The organism is Bradyrhizobium sp. SMVTL-02, from assembly GCF_051853005.1.
Classification (GTDB): domain Bacteria; phylum Pseudomonadota; class Alphaproteobacteria; order Rhizobiales; family Xanthobacteraceae; genus Bradyrhizobium.
The window spans coordinates 1889329-1903841 of the sequence record NZ_CP182469.1; the positions used below are offsets into that span (position 1 = coordinate 1889329).

A 14513-nucleotide genomic window follows, 5' to 3' on the forward strand; every position below is an offset into this window, starting at 1 on the left:
GAATTTCCACCCAGACGCCAGGTAAACCCGCAGAAGGCACTGGCGGCTGCACTGCGCCGCTCTCGTGATGATCATTCAGGATGAATGCAGCAGCAGGGGAGAAGCAATACGGAATGGGAATTTCGCGGAAGCTCTTTTCATCTCGAGGAAATCATGGACGACATAACCAACTCCTCAAAGCGGTTCGATGGATCGCTTCACCTGCCGGTTCTGGTGATCGTCGAACCGTTCCTGCTGCCTCGCACATGTATTCTGAACGTCCTCAGGCGGGAATTGGCGGAATTCGAGATCCTCGACATGGCAACGGTCGAAAGCCTGGACTGCACGTCGACCCGCGATGTTCGTCTGGTGGTGCTGAGTATCGCAGACAAGCCCATCGACGATCCCGCGGTTGAGGGCAGTCTCGCCTTCGTCGCGGAGTGTTGTCCCAACGCCGCCGTTGCAATCCTGTCAAACCATGACGACGAGCCGACCGTGCAGGCCGCGATGCAGCGCGGCGTACGCGGCTTTCTTTCTACCTCGCTGCCGATCGAGATCGTCATAGCTGGCCTGCGCCTTGTCCTTGTCGGCGGCGTCTACAGGCCGTTGCCCTTCGCCGGGATGAACAGGATACCGGATTTCGAGGCGCCAGACTCACGCGGGCTTGCGCGCGCATATCTCGTGAACGAGGGAGCCGGAGTGACTATCGAGAGGAGCGTCACGGATCTCACGCCGCGTGAGCAACAGGTTCTGGCGGAATTGGAGCTCGGCCTCCCCAACAAGCTGATCGCCGCCAAATTGAACCTCTCGGAAAGCACAGTCAAAATGCACATCCAGCATATCATGCGCAAATGTGCTGCGCACAATCGCACGGAAGCCGTGCTCCGCTGGCGCGGCCGGTTGCCGGCGCAGGGTCGCGATCACGAACCCGGCGCAGGTCCGATGCAGGAGACTTAGTCCTCTCTGAATGCGCCACGGAAGCTGTCGAGCAGGGGCCTGAGCGCGTAGAGAGCGACCGTACCGCGCCCTGTCGTGATGAACACCTGAACCGGCATGCCGGGGACGATCTGGATGTCGTTTGCGACGATCTGCGCGTCGTCGATCCGGATTTTGGCCGCGTAGTATGGCTGGTCGGTACGCTTGTCGAGGAGCCGGTCTGCGGACACGTGCACGACGGTTCCCTTCAGGCGGGGCACGCGACGCTGATTGTACGGTACGAGGTGAACCTCGGCATTGAGGCCGGGATGAACCACATCGATGTCCTCGGGCCTCAGGCGCGCGGTCACGATGAGACGGTCTTGCCGGGGCACCAGGTCCATGAGCGGAGCGCCCGGTCCGATGACGCCGCCGGCTGTATGAATCCGCAAATCGGTTATCACGCCGTCCTCCGGCGCCTTGACCTCCGTTCGCGATAGCTGGTCCCTGGCCGCGAACAACCGCTCGCGGAGCTGGAATATCTGGTTCTGTGCTTCACGAAGCGACTGTGCGATCTCGTTCTGCCTCTCGCTCTCGAGCTTGAACAATGTGGCCTGCTGTTCGCTGATGACTTGCGCGGCGCGGGAAATCTGCGCGGCGATCTCGCCGCGGCGGCCCTCGACGTCGGCCAGCTCCCGCTGCAGGTTCAGAAGGCGCGGCCGCCGTTCGAGCCCCTTGTTGACGAGGGTCGTGACCATATCCAGTTCCTCCCGGACGATGCCGACCCGCTGCTCGGTGGCGCTCTCCTGCGCCGTGAGACCTTCGATCTCCTTTTCGACTTGACGCCTTCGTTCGCGAATGACCGCGAGCTGTGACTCGTGAACCTGCAGGCGTGCCTGAAAAATGAACTGCTGCGCCGACATCGCAGCGGCTGCCACTCCGTTCTGCCTGCTGTCCTGTTCCAGCGCGTCCGGAAACGCGATCCTCTCAAATCTCTGCTGCTCGGCTTGAAGCCGCGCGGCACGCGCGACTGCATCCCACAATTGGCCCTGAAGGCTTTGCATCTCCGAGCCGGCCCGGGTGTCGTCCAGCGCGATCAGCGTTTGGCCGCTTCGTACGATATCGCCGTCCGAAACCAGGATCCTTTTGACGATACCGCCTTCGAGATGCTGTATCGTCTTCCGGCTCGATTCCGATTCCACGACGCCCGACGCGATCGCGGCGCTCTCGAGAGGCGCGAGGCTCGCCCATGTACCAAGCCCCAGCATGAAGCAGAGCACCAGCAGGTTACCCGCGACGGTGATAGCGCGAAGCCTTCCCCGTGGCGAGGTCGGCGTAGGCGTCGAGCACCATGGAAATTCCAGAGGCTCGAAATCGTCGATTGCGGTTACCACGACGCCAGATCGTCGGGCGGGCGGGGGGCGCGCCGGCGCTCGCACGAGCTGGTCCCAGATCATGGGAAGCCTCGAGACGGCGGGATGCTTCCAGATGGCGAGAGAATTCCAGATCATGGCGCAACCCGTGAAGTAACCTGGGGTCAGCTCAGGTGCCGTTCAAAGATGTCCTCGCTGTCGCCGAACGCGGCGACCGCACCGTCTTCCATGATGGCAATCTTGTCCGTGGCGGCGAGGAGACCCATCCTGTGAGTGACGACGACAAGGATGACGCCTGCGAGCTTCATGCGCTCGATGGCATCCAGGAGCATTCGCTCGCCCCCGTAGTCGAGGCTGGCGTTGGGTTCGTCGAGAACGATGAGGCGTGGACTGCCGAAAAATGCGCGGGCAAGACCGAGACGCTGCCGATAGCCGCGCGAGAAGATCGTTTCACTGTGAACCACCGTGTCGTAACCCTGCGGCAGGCGCATGATCGCCCCATGGATTCCCGCGAGCTTGGCAGCTTCGACGACCTTCCGCCGGTCGGCATCTTCAAGGCGTGCGATGATGTCGTTGATGGTGTCGCCGATCAGATTGATGTCCTGGGGGAGATAGCCGAGGCCGTCGCCGTTTCGGCGCTCGCGAAGCAGCGAGACGTCGGTATTGTCGAGGAGGACGCGGCCATGCGTCGGCATCGACAGCCCGGCGATCACCTGGCCGAGCAAGGACTTGCCTGACCCGGACGCACCGATGATGCCAAGGCATTCTCCGGGCATGAGGCTGAAGGAGACGCCGTTCAGCAGAAGATGGTCGGTCCCCGCAAGCCACACGCCCACATTGTCGACGACGAGGCCGCTTCGCGCCTGCGGCGGGAAAGCGCCCGCGCTCTCCTGCCGGGCGACGGGGAATGCGGCGAGAAGTGCGCCGAGCCGCTGACAGGCGCTCACGGCCGTCACGAGTGATTTCCAGCCTGCGACCGCACTTTCGACCGGCGCGAGCGCCCGGCCGAACATCAGCGTGGAAGCAAAGATGATTGCCGGACTTTTCCCGTGATCGAGGACGAGCCACGCGGCAGCCCCCATGATCAAGACCTGCGACAGCGCGCGAACCGGCTTGGCCGCCAGAGAGACGATCTCGCCTCGCCGGAGTACCACATCGTGCTCCCTGCGTGCCTGCTGCGCATCATGGTGGATCATGCGCGCAACGCTATCGAACATTCCCATGGCGCGGATCAGGTGGATGTTGCCCGCGGCAGTCTGAAGGCGGCCGTAGCTTCTGGAGAGCGCGGCGCTGGACCTGAGCAAAGCGTCTTCCGTGACGAGCTCTCCGGCGATCGTGAGTGCGAACAGGAAGGCGACGCAGCAGGCGCCCACCACGCCAAGCAGGGGATGGATCAGAAAGAGGACCAGGAGGAACAAGGGCGACCAGAGCGCGTCGAACAGCATCGCACATGAGCCGGACTCGACGAACTGGCGCAGCACGGTGAGATCCCGGTATGCGCCCGACGCTTGCGTCCAATCGCTGCGAAACGCCGATTCGAGGCTGGCCGAAAGCACGCAAGGACGAAGGCGATCGTCGAGCCAGGCGCCGAGGCGTCCAAGGACGGCGCGTCGCAATGCATCGAACACGCCGCCGACGACCACCGTGATCGCGACGATGAGCGTGAGCAGGAGCAACGTGTCGCCGCTCCGGCTCGACAGCACCCGGTCGTAGATCTGAAGAAGATAGATCGAGGGCGCAAACAGCAGCAAGTTGTAACTGCAGCTATATGCGAATACGAGACCTAGCGGTCCCACGCAGGACCGGAGGGCTGTGTGCAGTGGCGTCCGGATCTGCGGCAGTATGGGCAACCGAATGGGCGGCATCAGCATGATCGTCACCGCCTGAAATCGAGGTCCGGCGCACTTTGATAGTCAACGCAACCCGGCAACCACATCGGTGGATCTTTGGCGTGAAATCCGGGACCGGCGGCCGCGGCAGCCGGTCCTGCCAGTCGGACGAGCGGCTCGTCAGAGCGTGTCGAGATGGAAGGTCACTCCGCCACCCCAAGCGAAGTTGCCGTCTCCGCCATCGCCGCCGATGCCGGCGACGACTTCCTGGTGCTGGTCCACCGCGAGCTTGTTGATCTGGGTGGCATCCGTATTGGCGTAGACCTTGGAGGTATCGTAGCCGCTATAGGACTTCTGGCTTCCGTTCGACTCGGCGTCTCCGCCATAAGCCTTGGAGAACACCGAGGCCTTGGCGTTGGCGCCGCCGGCATCCCAATCCGCCGTCTGTTTGACGTGATCGCCGGTGCTCACGTGCACGTCGGCGCCTTCCGCCTTGTTGGTCGGATCGTAGTTGACAGTCGGCTTGCTGATGATGGCTCCCTTGAAAGTTCCGTCACCGCCATTTCCGGCACTTTGACCACCGGTGTCGATCGATTTGACCTTGATCGTATCCGAGATGTTGATTGCCTTTGGCATCATTTGAGGCCTCCGTCGTTTTGTTGGGTGTCGTGCAACATCCATCCCGATCAGGCGGACGCGCACGGCAAGTCTGGTCCGCCCGTGCGCCAGAGCGATAGATGTCAAATCGAACACCATCCGGCTTGGTGGGCCTACCTACGAAAGTACGACATTTCGTCCGGGGAGGGCGCCTCTGCGCGGCTTTGCAGGCGAAGAGTGGCGACGCGCGTGCCGCGATGCGAGCGGCCATGCGAGCGATACGACGTTTCGCTATGCCACCAGGTGAAGATCCGACAAGAGATGCGCGGCATCGCCACCTGCCGCGAGGTTGCCGTAGCCGCCGTCGCCGCCAACGCCGGCGATCTGGGTCGCGCTCTGGTCGATGTGCACGTCGTTGACCTGATCGGCCACGGCCGTCGAATGTGGGCCTGCGATTGCTATGTTGATGGGTGCATAGATCGCGACGCTGACGTCGATCAGACTGCCCGCAAAATAACCGTTGCCGCCATTGCCTGCGCTGTTCGAACCGGTCGCGATCGTATCGGACCCGCCCCACAGATTATGTGAGAGAAGGTTTGCATGGCCGCCCGCGGCGGCGTTGTCGTTGCCGCCGTGCCCGCCAATGCCCGCGATCTGAACCGCGGATTGATCCACGGAGACATCATTTATCTGGACCGCGTAAGCGCTGGAGCCATAGCCCGCGATCGCGACGTTGATCGGGTTGTACACCACAAACGAGGTATGGACGAGTTCCCCGTAGAACAGGCCGTCACCGCCGTTGCCGGCCTGGCTCCCGCCGGTTTGAACGTCAAAGACGCTCGATCCCCAACTGGGGTCGAGCGTGATGACGCTGCCGCCGGCGGCCACATTGCCATGTCCGCCACTTCCGCCGACGCCCGCGATCTGCGTGGCCGATTGGTCGATGTCGACCGTGTTCGACTGACTTGCATGTGCAGTGCCGCCCGAACTCGCCAACGCAATATTGATCGGATGATAGATCACCACGGGAGCGTCCACGATCGCACCCGAGAAATAGCCGCTGCCGCCGTTTCCGGCGCTGTTGTCGCCGCTCGTGATCACGCCGGAGCCTGAAAACGCACTGATGCTCCCACCGGCGGCAATGTTGTTGTCGCCGCCATGGCCGCCGACGCCGGCCATTTGCAAAGCGGATTGATCGACATTCAAATTGTTGGACTGGTTCGCCAGGGCGACCGAGCCGTATCCCGCGCTGATCGAAATGTTGATCGGTTCGTAGACCAACAGGGACGCGTGAATGATGCCGCCGTAAAAATGGCCATCCCCGCCGTTCCCTGCCGTGTTCGCCCCACTCTCGACCGAAGCTATGCCCTTCTCGGGAAAGGATGCGCCGGCAGCAGGCTTCGTGGACGAAACCTCCAGGCCCGCTGCAGCGTGGTAGCCGGCGTGGCCGCCCATCTCGCCTCCCGATGGGGGATGTTTGAATTGAACCGGGTCGGAGTCTCTGTGCTGGGTATTCGCGCTCGCGGCGTTTGCTCCAGGACCAGCAAACGGGCCGGGACGATGGACCAGGGCGCCACTTCCGACCGGGTCAGCCATGAACGGAGCTCTGGGTGCAGGGCCCAATTCGCCCGCGCCATCGTACCCATCGTGGTGATGAGAGGCGTGATGCAGCCGGATTGCATCCGACATCCGCGTAAAATCCATCGTAGCCTCCCTCATCGCAATCGCTCCGCGCGATCGGACGGGTTCTGGACTCCGGAGAGAATGTCGTCCCGGGAAGGTCGAATGCCCAGCCGTCAGTTCGGATATAGCGCTGGTCTGGCAGCCGTAACATCGGCTACATCCGTTCGGGTGCGGTTACAGCCTTTGCATCAATTCCCCCAAGTCCGCGCACTCATCTCGCCTGCGGCCAAGATGAATCCGCCGCATTGCCGGATTTGAGCCGTATTGCGACCTGGGTCGCGTAGCGGGGCTGACCGGCCCGACGAGCGGCACGGTGACTGAAAACGGGCCTTGGCCTTTATCCAACGTTTACTATCCGTCGCTTTAGAAACATTCCATTGCGCGGCGACGCAAAATTCGTTGCAGGGGCCAAGCGCATGGTCAAGGGATTGGACATAGTCGGAGTTCCAGAGGGATGATGTCCACCTCGGTCAAAATGCGAAGAACTCGATTCGAGCAAAACTGGTCCGCTGCTGCCCTCTAATCCGACCTGAAATCAGAGGGGTCGGCACTTCGCTGAAGGCCCACGAGCTGACGTTCGCCTCCATGCCACCAACCGCTCCGCGCTCGCTCGGAACCTGTCCCAAGCTTTGGAGTTGGTCCCACTCCCCTTTTTGAGTTCCAAAAATGAAAAAGACCCCTGTCGGGGATGCCCGCAGCCTCGAACTGATGGTCAACGCGATTGTCGATTACGCGATCTTCATGCTCGATACCAAGGGCTTGGTCAGGACCTGGAACAAGGGCGCCGAGCGCCTCAAGCTCTATGCCGCCGATGAGATTGTCGGGAAGCCCTTCTCGACCTTCTACACGCCTGAAGATCGAGAGAAGGGTCTGCCGAACAGGGCGCTGGCGACAGCCGCGGAGACCGGGCGCTTCGCCTCCGAAGGCTGGCGAGTCCGGAAAGATGGCAGCCGCTTCTGGGCGCTTGTCGTTCTCGACGCCATCCATGACGAGGAAGGCCGCCTCGTCGGGTTTGCGAAGGTGACGCGGGACATCACCGAGCGGCAGCAGGCCCACAACGACCTTCTGGAAAGCGAGAGACGATACCGCCGGCTTGTGGAAGCCGTCGTCGACTACGCGATTTTTCAGCTCGACCCTTCCGGGAATGTCGCAACCTGGAATCCCGGAGCCGAGCGCATCAAGGGCTATCGGCCGGAGGAGATCATCGGCCGGCACTTCAGCACGTTCTACACGCCTGAGGATCTCGAAAGAGCGGTGCCGAAAGCGGCGCTGGCGGAGGCCACCGAGAAAGGGCGGTTCGAAGCCGAGGGCTGGCGCATGCGCAAGGACGGCACGCGCTTCTGGGCGTCGGTCGTCATCGACCGAATTACCGACGAGAGTGGCGCGATCATCGGCTTTGCGAAAGTCACGCGTGATCTGACCGAACGCAAGCAAGCACAGGACGAACTTCAACGCGTCCAGGAGCAGCTCGTCGCCTCGCAGAAGCTCGAAGCGGTCGGACAGCTGAGCGGCGGTATCGCTCACGACTTCAACAATCTTCTGATGATCGTCCTCGGCAATCTCGAGAACGCGGAGCGGAGCAGCCGCAATATCGGGGGGCCGAACCTGCACCGCGCGCTGACGAATGCGAAGCGCGGCGCTCAACGGGCTGCGGCACTGACAAGCCGGTTGCTCGCCTTCTCACGCCGCCAAGCGCTGGACCCGAAGCCGGTGAACCTCAATCGCTTCCTGAGTGGCCTGCAGGATTTCCTTCAGCGCACCCTGGGCGAGCGCATCGAAGTTCAGACCGTCGGCGCAGCCGGCCTCTGGCAGATCGAAGCGGACGTCAACCATCTGGAATCGACCATCGTCAACTTGGCCATCAATGCCCGGGACGCGATGCCGAATGGCGGAAAGCTGACCATCGAGGGGGCGAATGTCTCCGTCGACGACGACTATTCGCGCATCAATCCGGAACTCGCGGCCGGGCAATATGTCGTCATCAGCGTGAGCGATACGGGCTCCGGCATGACAACAGAGGTGCTCAATCGTGCGTTCGAACCGTTCTTCACCACCAAGGAGCCGGGGCAGGGTACAGGTCTTGGACTTAGCCAGGTCTATGGCTTCGTCAAGCAATCGGGCGGACACGTGAAGATCTACAGCGAGGTCGGGGAAGGCACGAGCATCAAGATGTATTTCCCCCGCTACGCCGGCAATGCGCAACCTGCGCCGGACGATCCGGACGAGCTCATATCGGAAGGCGTGTCTCCAGAGACTATTCTCGTGGTCGAAGACGATGCCGATCTCAGGACCTACGTCTCGGACGTGCTGCGGGATCTCAACTACCGGGTTTTGTCAGCCGCCAGCGCGCAGGCCGCCTTGACCATTCTGCTGCAGGACGATCAGCATGTTGATCTCCTTCTGACCGATGTCGTCATGCCCGGCATCAACGGCCGTGAGTTGGGAAGGCGCGCGCAGCAGATCAGGCCGCATCTCAGGACCCTCTACATGACTGGTTACTCGCGCAACGCCGTCGTTCACCAGGGACGGTTGGACGAGGGTGTCGATCTCCTGGAGAAACCGGTCACCCAAGCAAGGCTGGCGTTGAAGGTTCGCGAGCTTCTGGATCGAACCTGAAGAACGCCAGATTGCAGCCCGCGTTATCAATATTTGAGCAGCTGGCTGGACTCCGCTTCGTAATTCTAGATGCGAGCTCGGTTCTTCAAGCCGATACTTGAGCAATACCACCAAATATCATTGCCTCTCCCACCCATGTTTATCGCGTCTTTCATGGCAGCCGGCATAGGTTTGGTAGTTGTGGACGTTTCGGCTCTCCGAGCGCAGTTCGGCAAGGGAGCAGCAGAGGTCTCATGCGGAGCCGAAGTTCAAGACGCCGCCCTCCGTGACATAGGAAATCTCAGCGCCGTTCCTGGACGGTTGGAGATTGTCTAGGGTGCCGGGTATTTGCTGAGCCTGCCAATAAGGGATGGCGTGACTGCATGAAGGCGTTGTTATCGCTTCAAAGCGAAGAATGGTTCGCGACGGACCAAGCCCCCTAGTTTGCCTTGACTTTCTCACTTCGTCGATTGCACTGCCAAAGCAAAGCCCGCGACGGATCGCTCCGCGCGGGCTGCTGTTTGGCTTGCTCGGAAGAGCTTGGCCTCCGTTGCTCAGTGCATGTGGCCGATCAGATAGACGCCACCACCGAGCACGATCACGGCCGGAACGGCCCAAAGCAGAAGTACGGGCATCGTTTCTCTCTTTAGTTCGAGCTGCAAACCTTGACGGTCTTCATGCCGGCCTCGGCTTCAGACCGGGTCTTGTAGACGGTGTCGCCGCTGACGACGGTGGTTTCCGTGGTCGTGGGCTTCGTCTCGGTGATCGTGCATTTCTTGGTCTTGACGTCCTGCACCACGTAGAACGACTGCGCGAACGCAGGCGCCGCAAACGACGTCAGCACGGCGGCGGCGATGATGGTCTTGATGTTCATGATGTCCTCCTCCAGTAGTCCGGTCATCCGGTCTGTCTTCTACAAACGTCAAAAATTGCCGCTTGTTCCCGAGGGGATCTCCGAACCAACCCCCTGTCCCAGCGTTGAGGTGCAAACTGGAGGCTTCCATGCGGGATGTGAGACTTGTGACGACTTCTCTGGCAATGCTAGTTGCGCTGGGTGCTGTAGCGCAGGCCGAGCCTGTGAAGGACCACATGCCCGCCACTGTTCAAAGCGCCAGCGATGGTCGCCCTATTCGCGTGGTGCTCCCTGCGCCTTGGGAGCCTGCCAAGGCTCAAGCCGAAGCGTCGACTCCACCGTCGAGGCGGTGAGCGGCAAGGCCGCCGCCCAAAGTTCTAAGATTGAAGACGAGAGTGGCAACCACGGCCAGGCGATGCGCTCCGGAACGGTGTCATGACCAAGCGTCACACCGTAGAAGAACCGAGTGCGCAGACGATCTGGTTCAGCGCCGCCAAGACAACCCCGTCGCAACCAGATGAACCTGGAAGGCGCGGATATCCTCCAGGTCGAGGCGGTCGGGAGAACGACCGAAATATCGGCTCAACTTCGCCACGGCGTTGAGGTAGGATTGCTGCGTCGCCGGTGACAGATTGCGGACCGTCATGTCCTCGATCATGCGGCGGCGAAGCGGACTGATCTCAGCCATCGGAAAACCTCCTGTCTAAAGGGTCGGGCTTCGAAAACCCGCAATCCTCTCAGACAGGAGGCAATCTTGCTATGCCTCCCTACATGCCGCGCCAGCGGCTTCGTTCAATCCCAAATCGATTCACTAACCCCCTCCCGCTTTAGCTGGGGATTGACGGCGTCTTGCCGCGCCCGAGCGCGAATTGACCGACCGGGCTCTCGACGTGGAATGCAAGCCCCGTCGTCTCTGCAAACAGCTCGATGTTGTTGGTGCCGATGGCGCAGCCGCCAAGGCCCATATCGGTCGCGGCCAGGTAGAACGTCTGGATCAGATTGCCGACATTCTTCAGGATCAGCGAATATGCGATCGAGCTGTATTTCCAGGAGATCCGCCCGAAGCGTGCGGCGATGGTGATCAGCACCTGCGGCGGACCGGGGGCGTCCATGGCAAACTCGGCGGCCATCGCAAGCGCCTGGAGTTGCTGGGCGGAGGCATCGATCGCGACCAGCGCGTGGCGGCCCGCATCGTAGTGATAGAGCCCACGCGCAAGCCCCTCGCAGTTCAACGCCGCCAGGTACAGTTCGAGCTCGTACGCGCTGCCTGCCGACGGATAGGGCCTCGCGCTGTAGCTGCTCTCCGGAGTGCCATCAGGATTCGTTCCGGTCGTCCATTCCGACAGCACCCGAGCCGTGGTGCCGAGAAACTGCGCGAGTTCGGCGAGCATGATCGGGTGCTCATCGTCGAAGTCGCGTATCGATTGACGCGCATGCAAGAGCGTCGTGAAGGGCGAGGCCGGCCGCGGCGCGGAGAATTTGCCGAGGTCGATTGTCTTGCCGGGCCAGGGCGGGCGCACCGCCGGCAGCGGTGGAACGGCGCGCGCATAGGCATATGCGCCGCCGACCGGATCGGCATGGCGGCCCTCCGTGCTGCGCGTGTGAAACAGGAGATCGTGGAAATCCCAGAGAACGAGATTGCCGTCGCCTTCATTCAGCTGAAGGCCGTCGCCGTCTTCTGCGCCGAGCTTGATCAGCATCTTGCTGTCGAGCAGCAAGCCGAGCAGATCGAGGTTGAGGGGGGCCGCGATGCGGCGAAGCTTGCTGATCTTTTGCGGCCGCGACAGGGCTGCGAGCGTGGCCGCGATGGCGGGATCGCAGATCCGGAACAGCGCGCCGGCGCGCGGCGATTCCAGCACCATCTCGTTGCCACGCCGGCGCAGATAGGCGAAGCGCGACAACACGATGGTGTCGCCATTCCCGAGCTTTGCGCGCTCCGGCCAGAATTCGGCGAGGTGCGGCTCGATGACCACGAGGTCCTGCCCGTCGCGCGGAGAAGTGAGCGCATATTCGAGCAGCCTGGCCCGCCCCAGTCGCTGCACCAGGGCATGAACCTGCCGCGCAAGGACGCTTCTGCCGGCAAAGGAGGCGAGCGGCAGGCCGGCGGCGAGTTGTCCCACGCGCTCGATCGCTGCGGCGCTGACATGCCCGAGATTGACCGAATTGCCGGTCGCGGTGGCGGCGATGCTCCCGTCCGCCTGCATGTGCAGGGAGCAACGACCGTTCAATCGGGCGACGATGATGGGTGCGATTGTCCTGGTCGATTTTTTCCGAGGCGCGCGCACGGAGTCGAACCCTCAGGTGTGCGGAAGGAACGGCGTCAGTTCGCTTTCCAACCGTGGGCGATCCAATAGTCCAAGCTTCACCGGCACATCGTAGAGCCGGCCCGGCCCGAAGCGGCGATAGAAATGCCGCAGGCCCGGGACGAGCACCCTGACCACGGGGACCTCGACGTCAGGCCGCGTCTGGTCGAGCACGAGGAAATCATATCCCGCACGCGTCGCAATCTCGATGCAGGCATTGGCCTGGTCCCGCGTATTGTTAGGAACCTTGAGGCCTGGCGCCGGCGGCACGGTCGGCTTGTCGCTGGGGATCAGGAACGGATAGTCGTCGAGCCGCAGCGGCGTCACGCCGTCAAGCGACGGTTTCTCGCCGCTTCCGCCGCCCATCATGCCGATCGACATGAATTGGGTCAGCTCGGTGAGGGAGCGCAGCAGCGCGATCCGGCGATCGAAATGCGAGCCGGAGCCGAACTCGATGTTTTCGTGCCCGTTCTGCATCCAGTGCATGATCGCGACGTATGAGGGAATGCCGAGATCGCTGGTGATGTCGAGCACCCAAAGCCGGCGCCCCGCATCGGCAAACTGGGTCTGCAGATCCCGCACATAGGAATCCTCGAATTGCGTGAGGTCGAGCTCGGCACGCCGCACCCGGTTGTACCACCAGATGGCATAGGCGTCGCGTTCGACCAATTCGAGAAAGCCCTGGACGATGGCCTCCTCGCGGGTGTTGCCGGCCGCGCATCCGTTGGAATCGGTGTGGAAGCCGCCGTAGAAGAAGTACAGCAGGCCGGTCGGAAGATATTTGAAGCGCTGGTCGCGGATCGACCAGACCGGCGACCATTCGGCTTTGGCCGAGGGATCGAATGGCTCGGGGACCGGATGTGAATCGTCCGCTTGCGGGGCATGCCTGTTTTCAAACTGCGCCTCGCTGAAGAGCTGGACGTCGTTGGGAAGCAGTGCGTCACCGGGAGCGAAATCGCTGAAGCGGCGGGTCGCCCTGATCTCGTCACCCTGGAAAATGCCGGAGTAACGCTCGATCGCCTCCATCAGCGCGCTCGCCTCGCCCTGTTCGGCGGTGGAGCCCTTGCCGAAGCTGCCGCCGCTGAGGCCGGATCTGAGCTGGTCGACGTTCCAGGCCGGCGCGGAGAAATTGTGGTGGGCGAAGAAATTGGTGTTCATCGGCAGGTCGGCCTCGATCCGCTCGAGTCGCGAAACCACGCCGGTCAGCGGGCTCACGTGCTTGCGGAAGCGCGCGACGGTGGCGCGCGACGTCACGGTGCGGTATCCGCCGCTGGTCATGACGAGCTTTCTCCCCTCCGCGATTTCGATCGGCGCTGCCGCCCGGCGCGGATTCTGCAGCTTCTTGCTGCCGCAGGTCGGACATTGCGGGCGGCGCGCGACGTAGTGCTTGGCGATGACGGCGCCGGTCAGGTCGAAGCTTGCGATGTGATCACGCAGATCAGTGCGGAACCCCGAGGCGATCGCCTTCGCGATTTCGACAGCAGCGAAGTGGATGGCGGTCTGTCCAACGGTGTTGCTGACCAGCGGCGATGTTGCGACCCGATGTGCCGCTCCGCGCTCGAGGAATCCCTTGATCTCCCGATTGCGGATCATGCGATCGAACAGGCAGGTCCAGCAGGCGCTCTCGCCCGGCTTGAACACGGGTCCCACCAGCGGAAACACGCCGGACGGCTGCACCAGCAGCCAGGGCGTCTTGTCGGCCACGCGCTTGCCGTTCGCCTCGGCGAGCCGCCGTTCGAGATAGTCGTTGACCAGCGTGATGGTCAGCTTGGGCGACCGCTTGGTGACGTGAACGCCGAGCTGGCTCAGAGCCGCGCTCAGCTCCCTCGCGCCTTTGACGTCGATCGATTCCACCCGCACCGGGCAATTGCGCAGATTCTGTTCCGCGGCCTCGGTCGGCAGGCCGAGGCTCTCCCAATATCCATCGACGGCGATTGCGGATGCGCGTGGTGGGGCGCTGACGACGTATCGGCGCTCCACGAGCCGCCTGATCGCTTCCTCGATCTGGTCGACGGGAAAATTCTTCGATAGCTGGCGAACGATCTCCGCTGCCGCCTTTCCATTCTTTCCGATCGCGGCAGTCACGGCGCAATACAGCTCGCCGTGCAGGAAGAACTTGCGGTTCTCGGAATAGAGACAGACCGCGTCGGGAGGAAGCACGTAGGCGGTGAAGTTCGGCGCGAATCGCAGAACGCCCTTGCGGGTCTGCTTCGCAGCTCGGCTCTTGGCATTGACTGTCATCGGGTCAGCACGCTGATCCTGTTCCTCAACCGCCGGCTCCGTCAGGCTTGCGCACCGAACGCCACGATTGGCATTGCTTGAAACAAGTTGGAACACACTCGCCCGCCATCGGCAAGCTGACCGTCAAGGCGCAGCAAACGTCGTG

The 14513-nt window shown here is 62.4% G+C and carries 9 protein-coding genes and 1 pseudogene; 2 read left to right on the forward strand and 8 right to left on the reverse strand.

The window, feature by feature from the left end; genetic code table 11:
• The first annotated feature begins 153 nt into the window (after positions 1-153).
• Entirely contained in the window at positions 154-936 is a 783-nt protein-coding gene (locus tag ACNJYB_RS08860) for a LuxR C-terminal-related transcriptional regulator (protein ID WP_439373589.1), read from the forward strand.
• Here ACNJYB_RS08860 and ACNJYB_RS08865 read toward each other — a convergent pair.
• The 4 genes from ACNJYB_RS08865 to ACNJYB_RS08880 all read right to left on the reverse strand — a co-directional run bounded on the left by ACNJYB_RS08865 (position 933) and on the right by ACNJYB_RS08880 (position 6148).
• Positions 933-2351 (reverse strand): HlyD family type I secretion periplasmic adaptor subunit, encoded by a 1419-nt coding sequence (locus ACNJYB_RS08865; protein ID WP_439373590.1) that lies wholly within the window; start codon positions 2349-2351, stop codon positions 933-935. The genes ACNJYB_RS08860 and ACNJYB_RS08865 overlap by 4 nt on opposite strands.
• Before the next feature lie 80 nt (positions 2352-2431).
• Entirely contained in the window at positions 2432-4138 is a 1707-nt protein-coding gene (locus ACNJYB_RS08870; RefSeq protein WP_439375509.1) for a type I secretion system permease/ATPase, read from the reverse strand.
• 138 nt (positions 4139-4276) lie between these two features.
• Complete coding sequence (locus tag ACNJYB_RS08875; RefSeq protein WP_439373591.1) at positions 4277-4735, reverse strand: hypothetical protein; 459 nt, start codon at positions 4733-4735, stop codon at positions 4277-4279.
• Between the two features lie 249 nt (positions 4736-4984).
• Positions 4985-6148, reverse strand: a complete 1164-nt coding sequence (locus ACNJYB_RS08880) for a hypothetical protein (RefSeq protein ID WP_439373592.1) — start codon at positions 6146-6148, stop codon at positions 4985-4987.
• 894 nt (positions 6149-7042) lie between these two features.
• Here ACNJYB_RS08880 and ACNJYB_RS08885 point away from each other — a divergent pair.
• Positions 7043-8992 carry a PAS domain S-box protein gene (locus ACNJYB_RS08885; protein ID WP_439373593.1) on the forward strand — a complete coding sequence of 650 codons (1950 nt, stop codon included), beginning with the start codon at positions 7043-7045 and terminating at the stop codon, positions 8990-8992.
• Between the two features lie 625 nt (positions 8993-9617).
• Here ACNJYB_RS08885 and ACNJYB_RS08890 read toward each other — a convergent pair.
• From ACNJYB_RS08890 to ACNJYB_RS08905, 4 genes and pseudogenes are all read right to left on the reverse strand, one after another.
• On the reverse strand, positions 9618-9845 hold the full coding sequence (locus tag ACNJYB_RS08890; protein WP_439375510.1) for a hypothetical protein: 228 nt from the start codon (positions 9843-9845) through the stop codon (positions 9618-9620).
• Positions 9846-10220: 375 nt separating this feature from the next.
• A pseudogene (locus ACNJYB_RS08895) lies at positions 10221-10512 on the reverse strand (site-specific integrase); the annotation flags it as partial.
• 139 nt (positions 10513-10651) lie between these two features.
• Positions 10652-12028, reverse strand: a complete 1377-nt coding sequence (locus tag ACNJYB_RS08900; protein ID WP_439373594.1) for a SagB/ThcOx family dehydrogenase — start codon at positions 12026-12028, stop codon at positions 10652-10654.
• A gap of 93 nt (positions 12029-12121) precedes the next feature.
• Complete coding sequence (locus ACNJYB_RS08905; protein WP_439373595.1) at positions 12122-14368, reverse strand: TOMM precursor leader peptide-binding protein; 2247 nt, start codon at positions 14366-14368, stop codon at positions 12122-12124.
• Between the last annotated feature and the right edge of the window lie 145 nt (positions 14369-14513).

What these genes read in the sequence shown, in the direction of transcription:
- ACNJYB_RS08860 (WP_439373589.1), top strand. Translation starts at nt 154, where the DNA reads ATGGACGACATAACCAACTCCTCAAAGCGGTTCGATGGATCGCTTCAC.
- ACNJYB_RS08885 (WP_439373593.1), top strand. Translation starts at nt 7,043, where the DNA reads ATGAAAAAGACCCCTGTCGGGGATGCCCGCAGCCTCGAACTGATGGTC.
- ACNJYB_RS08870 (WP_439375509.1), bottom strand. Translation starts at nt 4,138, where the DNA reads ATGCTGATGCCGCCCATTCGGTTGCCCATACTGCCGCAGATCCGGACG.
- ACNJYB_RS08900 (WP_439373594.1), bottom strand. Translation starts at nt 12,028, where the DNA reads ATGCAGGCGGACGGGAGCATCGCCGCCACCGCGACCGGCAATTCGGTC.
- ACNJYB_RS08890 (WP_439375510.1), bottom strand. Translation starts at nt 9,845, where the DNA reads ATGAACATCAAGACCATCATCGCCGCCGCCGTGCTGACGTCGTTTGCG.
- ACNJYB_RS08880 (WP_439373592.1), bottom strand. Translation starts at nt 6,148, where the DNA reads ATGGGCGGCCACGCCGGCTACCACGCTGCAGCGGGCCTGGAGGTTTCG.
- ACNJYB_RS08865 (WP_439373590.1), bottom strand. Translation starts at nt 2,351, where the DNA reads ATGATCTGGGACCAGCTCGTGCGAGCGCCGGCGCGCCCCCCGCCCGCC.
- ACNJYB_RS08875 (WP_439373591.1), bottom strand. Translation starts at nt 4,735, where the DNA reads ATGATGCCAAAGGCAATCAACATCTCGGATACGATCAAGGTCAAATCG.
- ACNJYB_RS08905 (WP_439373595.1), bottom strand. Translation starts at nt 14,368, where the DNA reads ATGACAGTCAATGCCAAGAGCCGAGCTGCGAAGCAGACCCGCAAGGGC.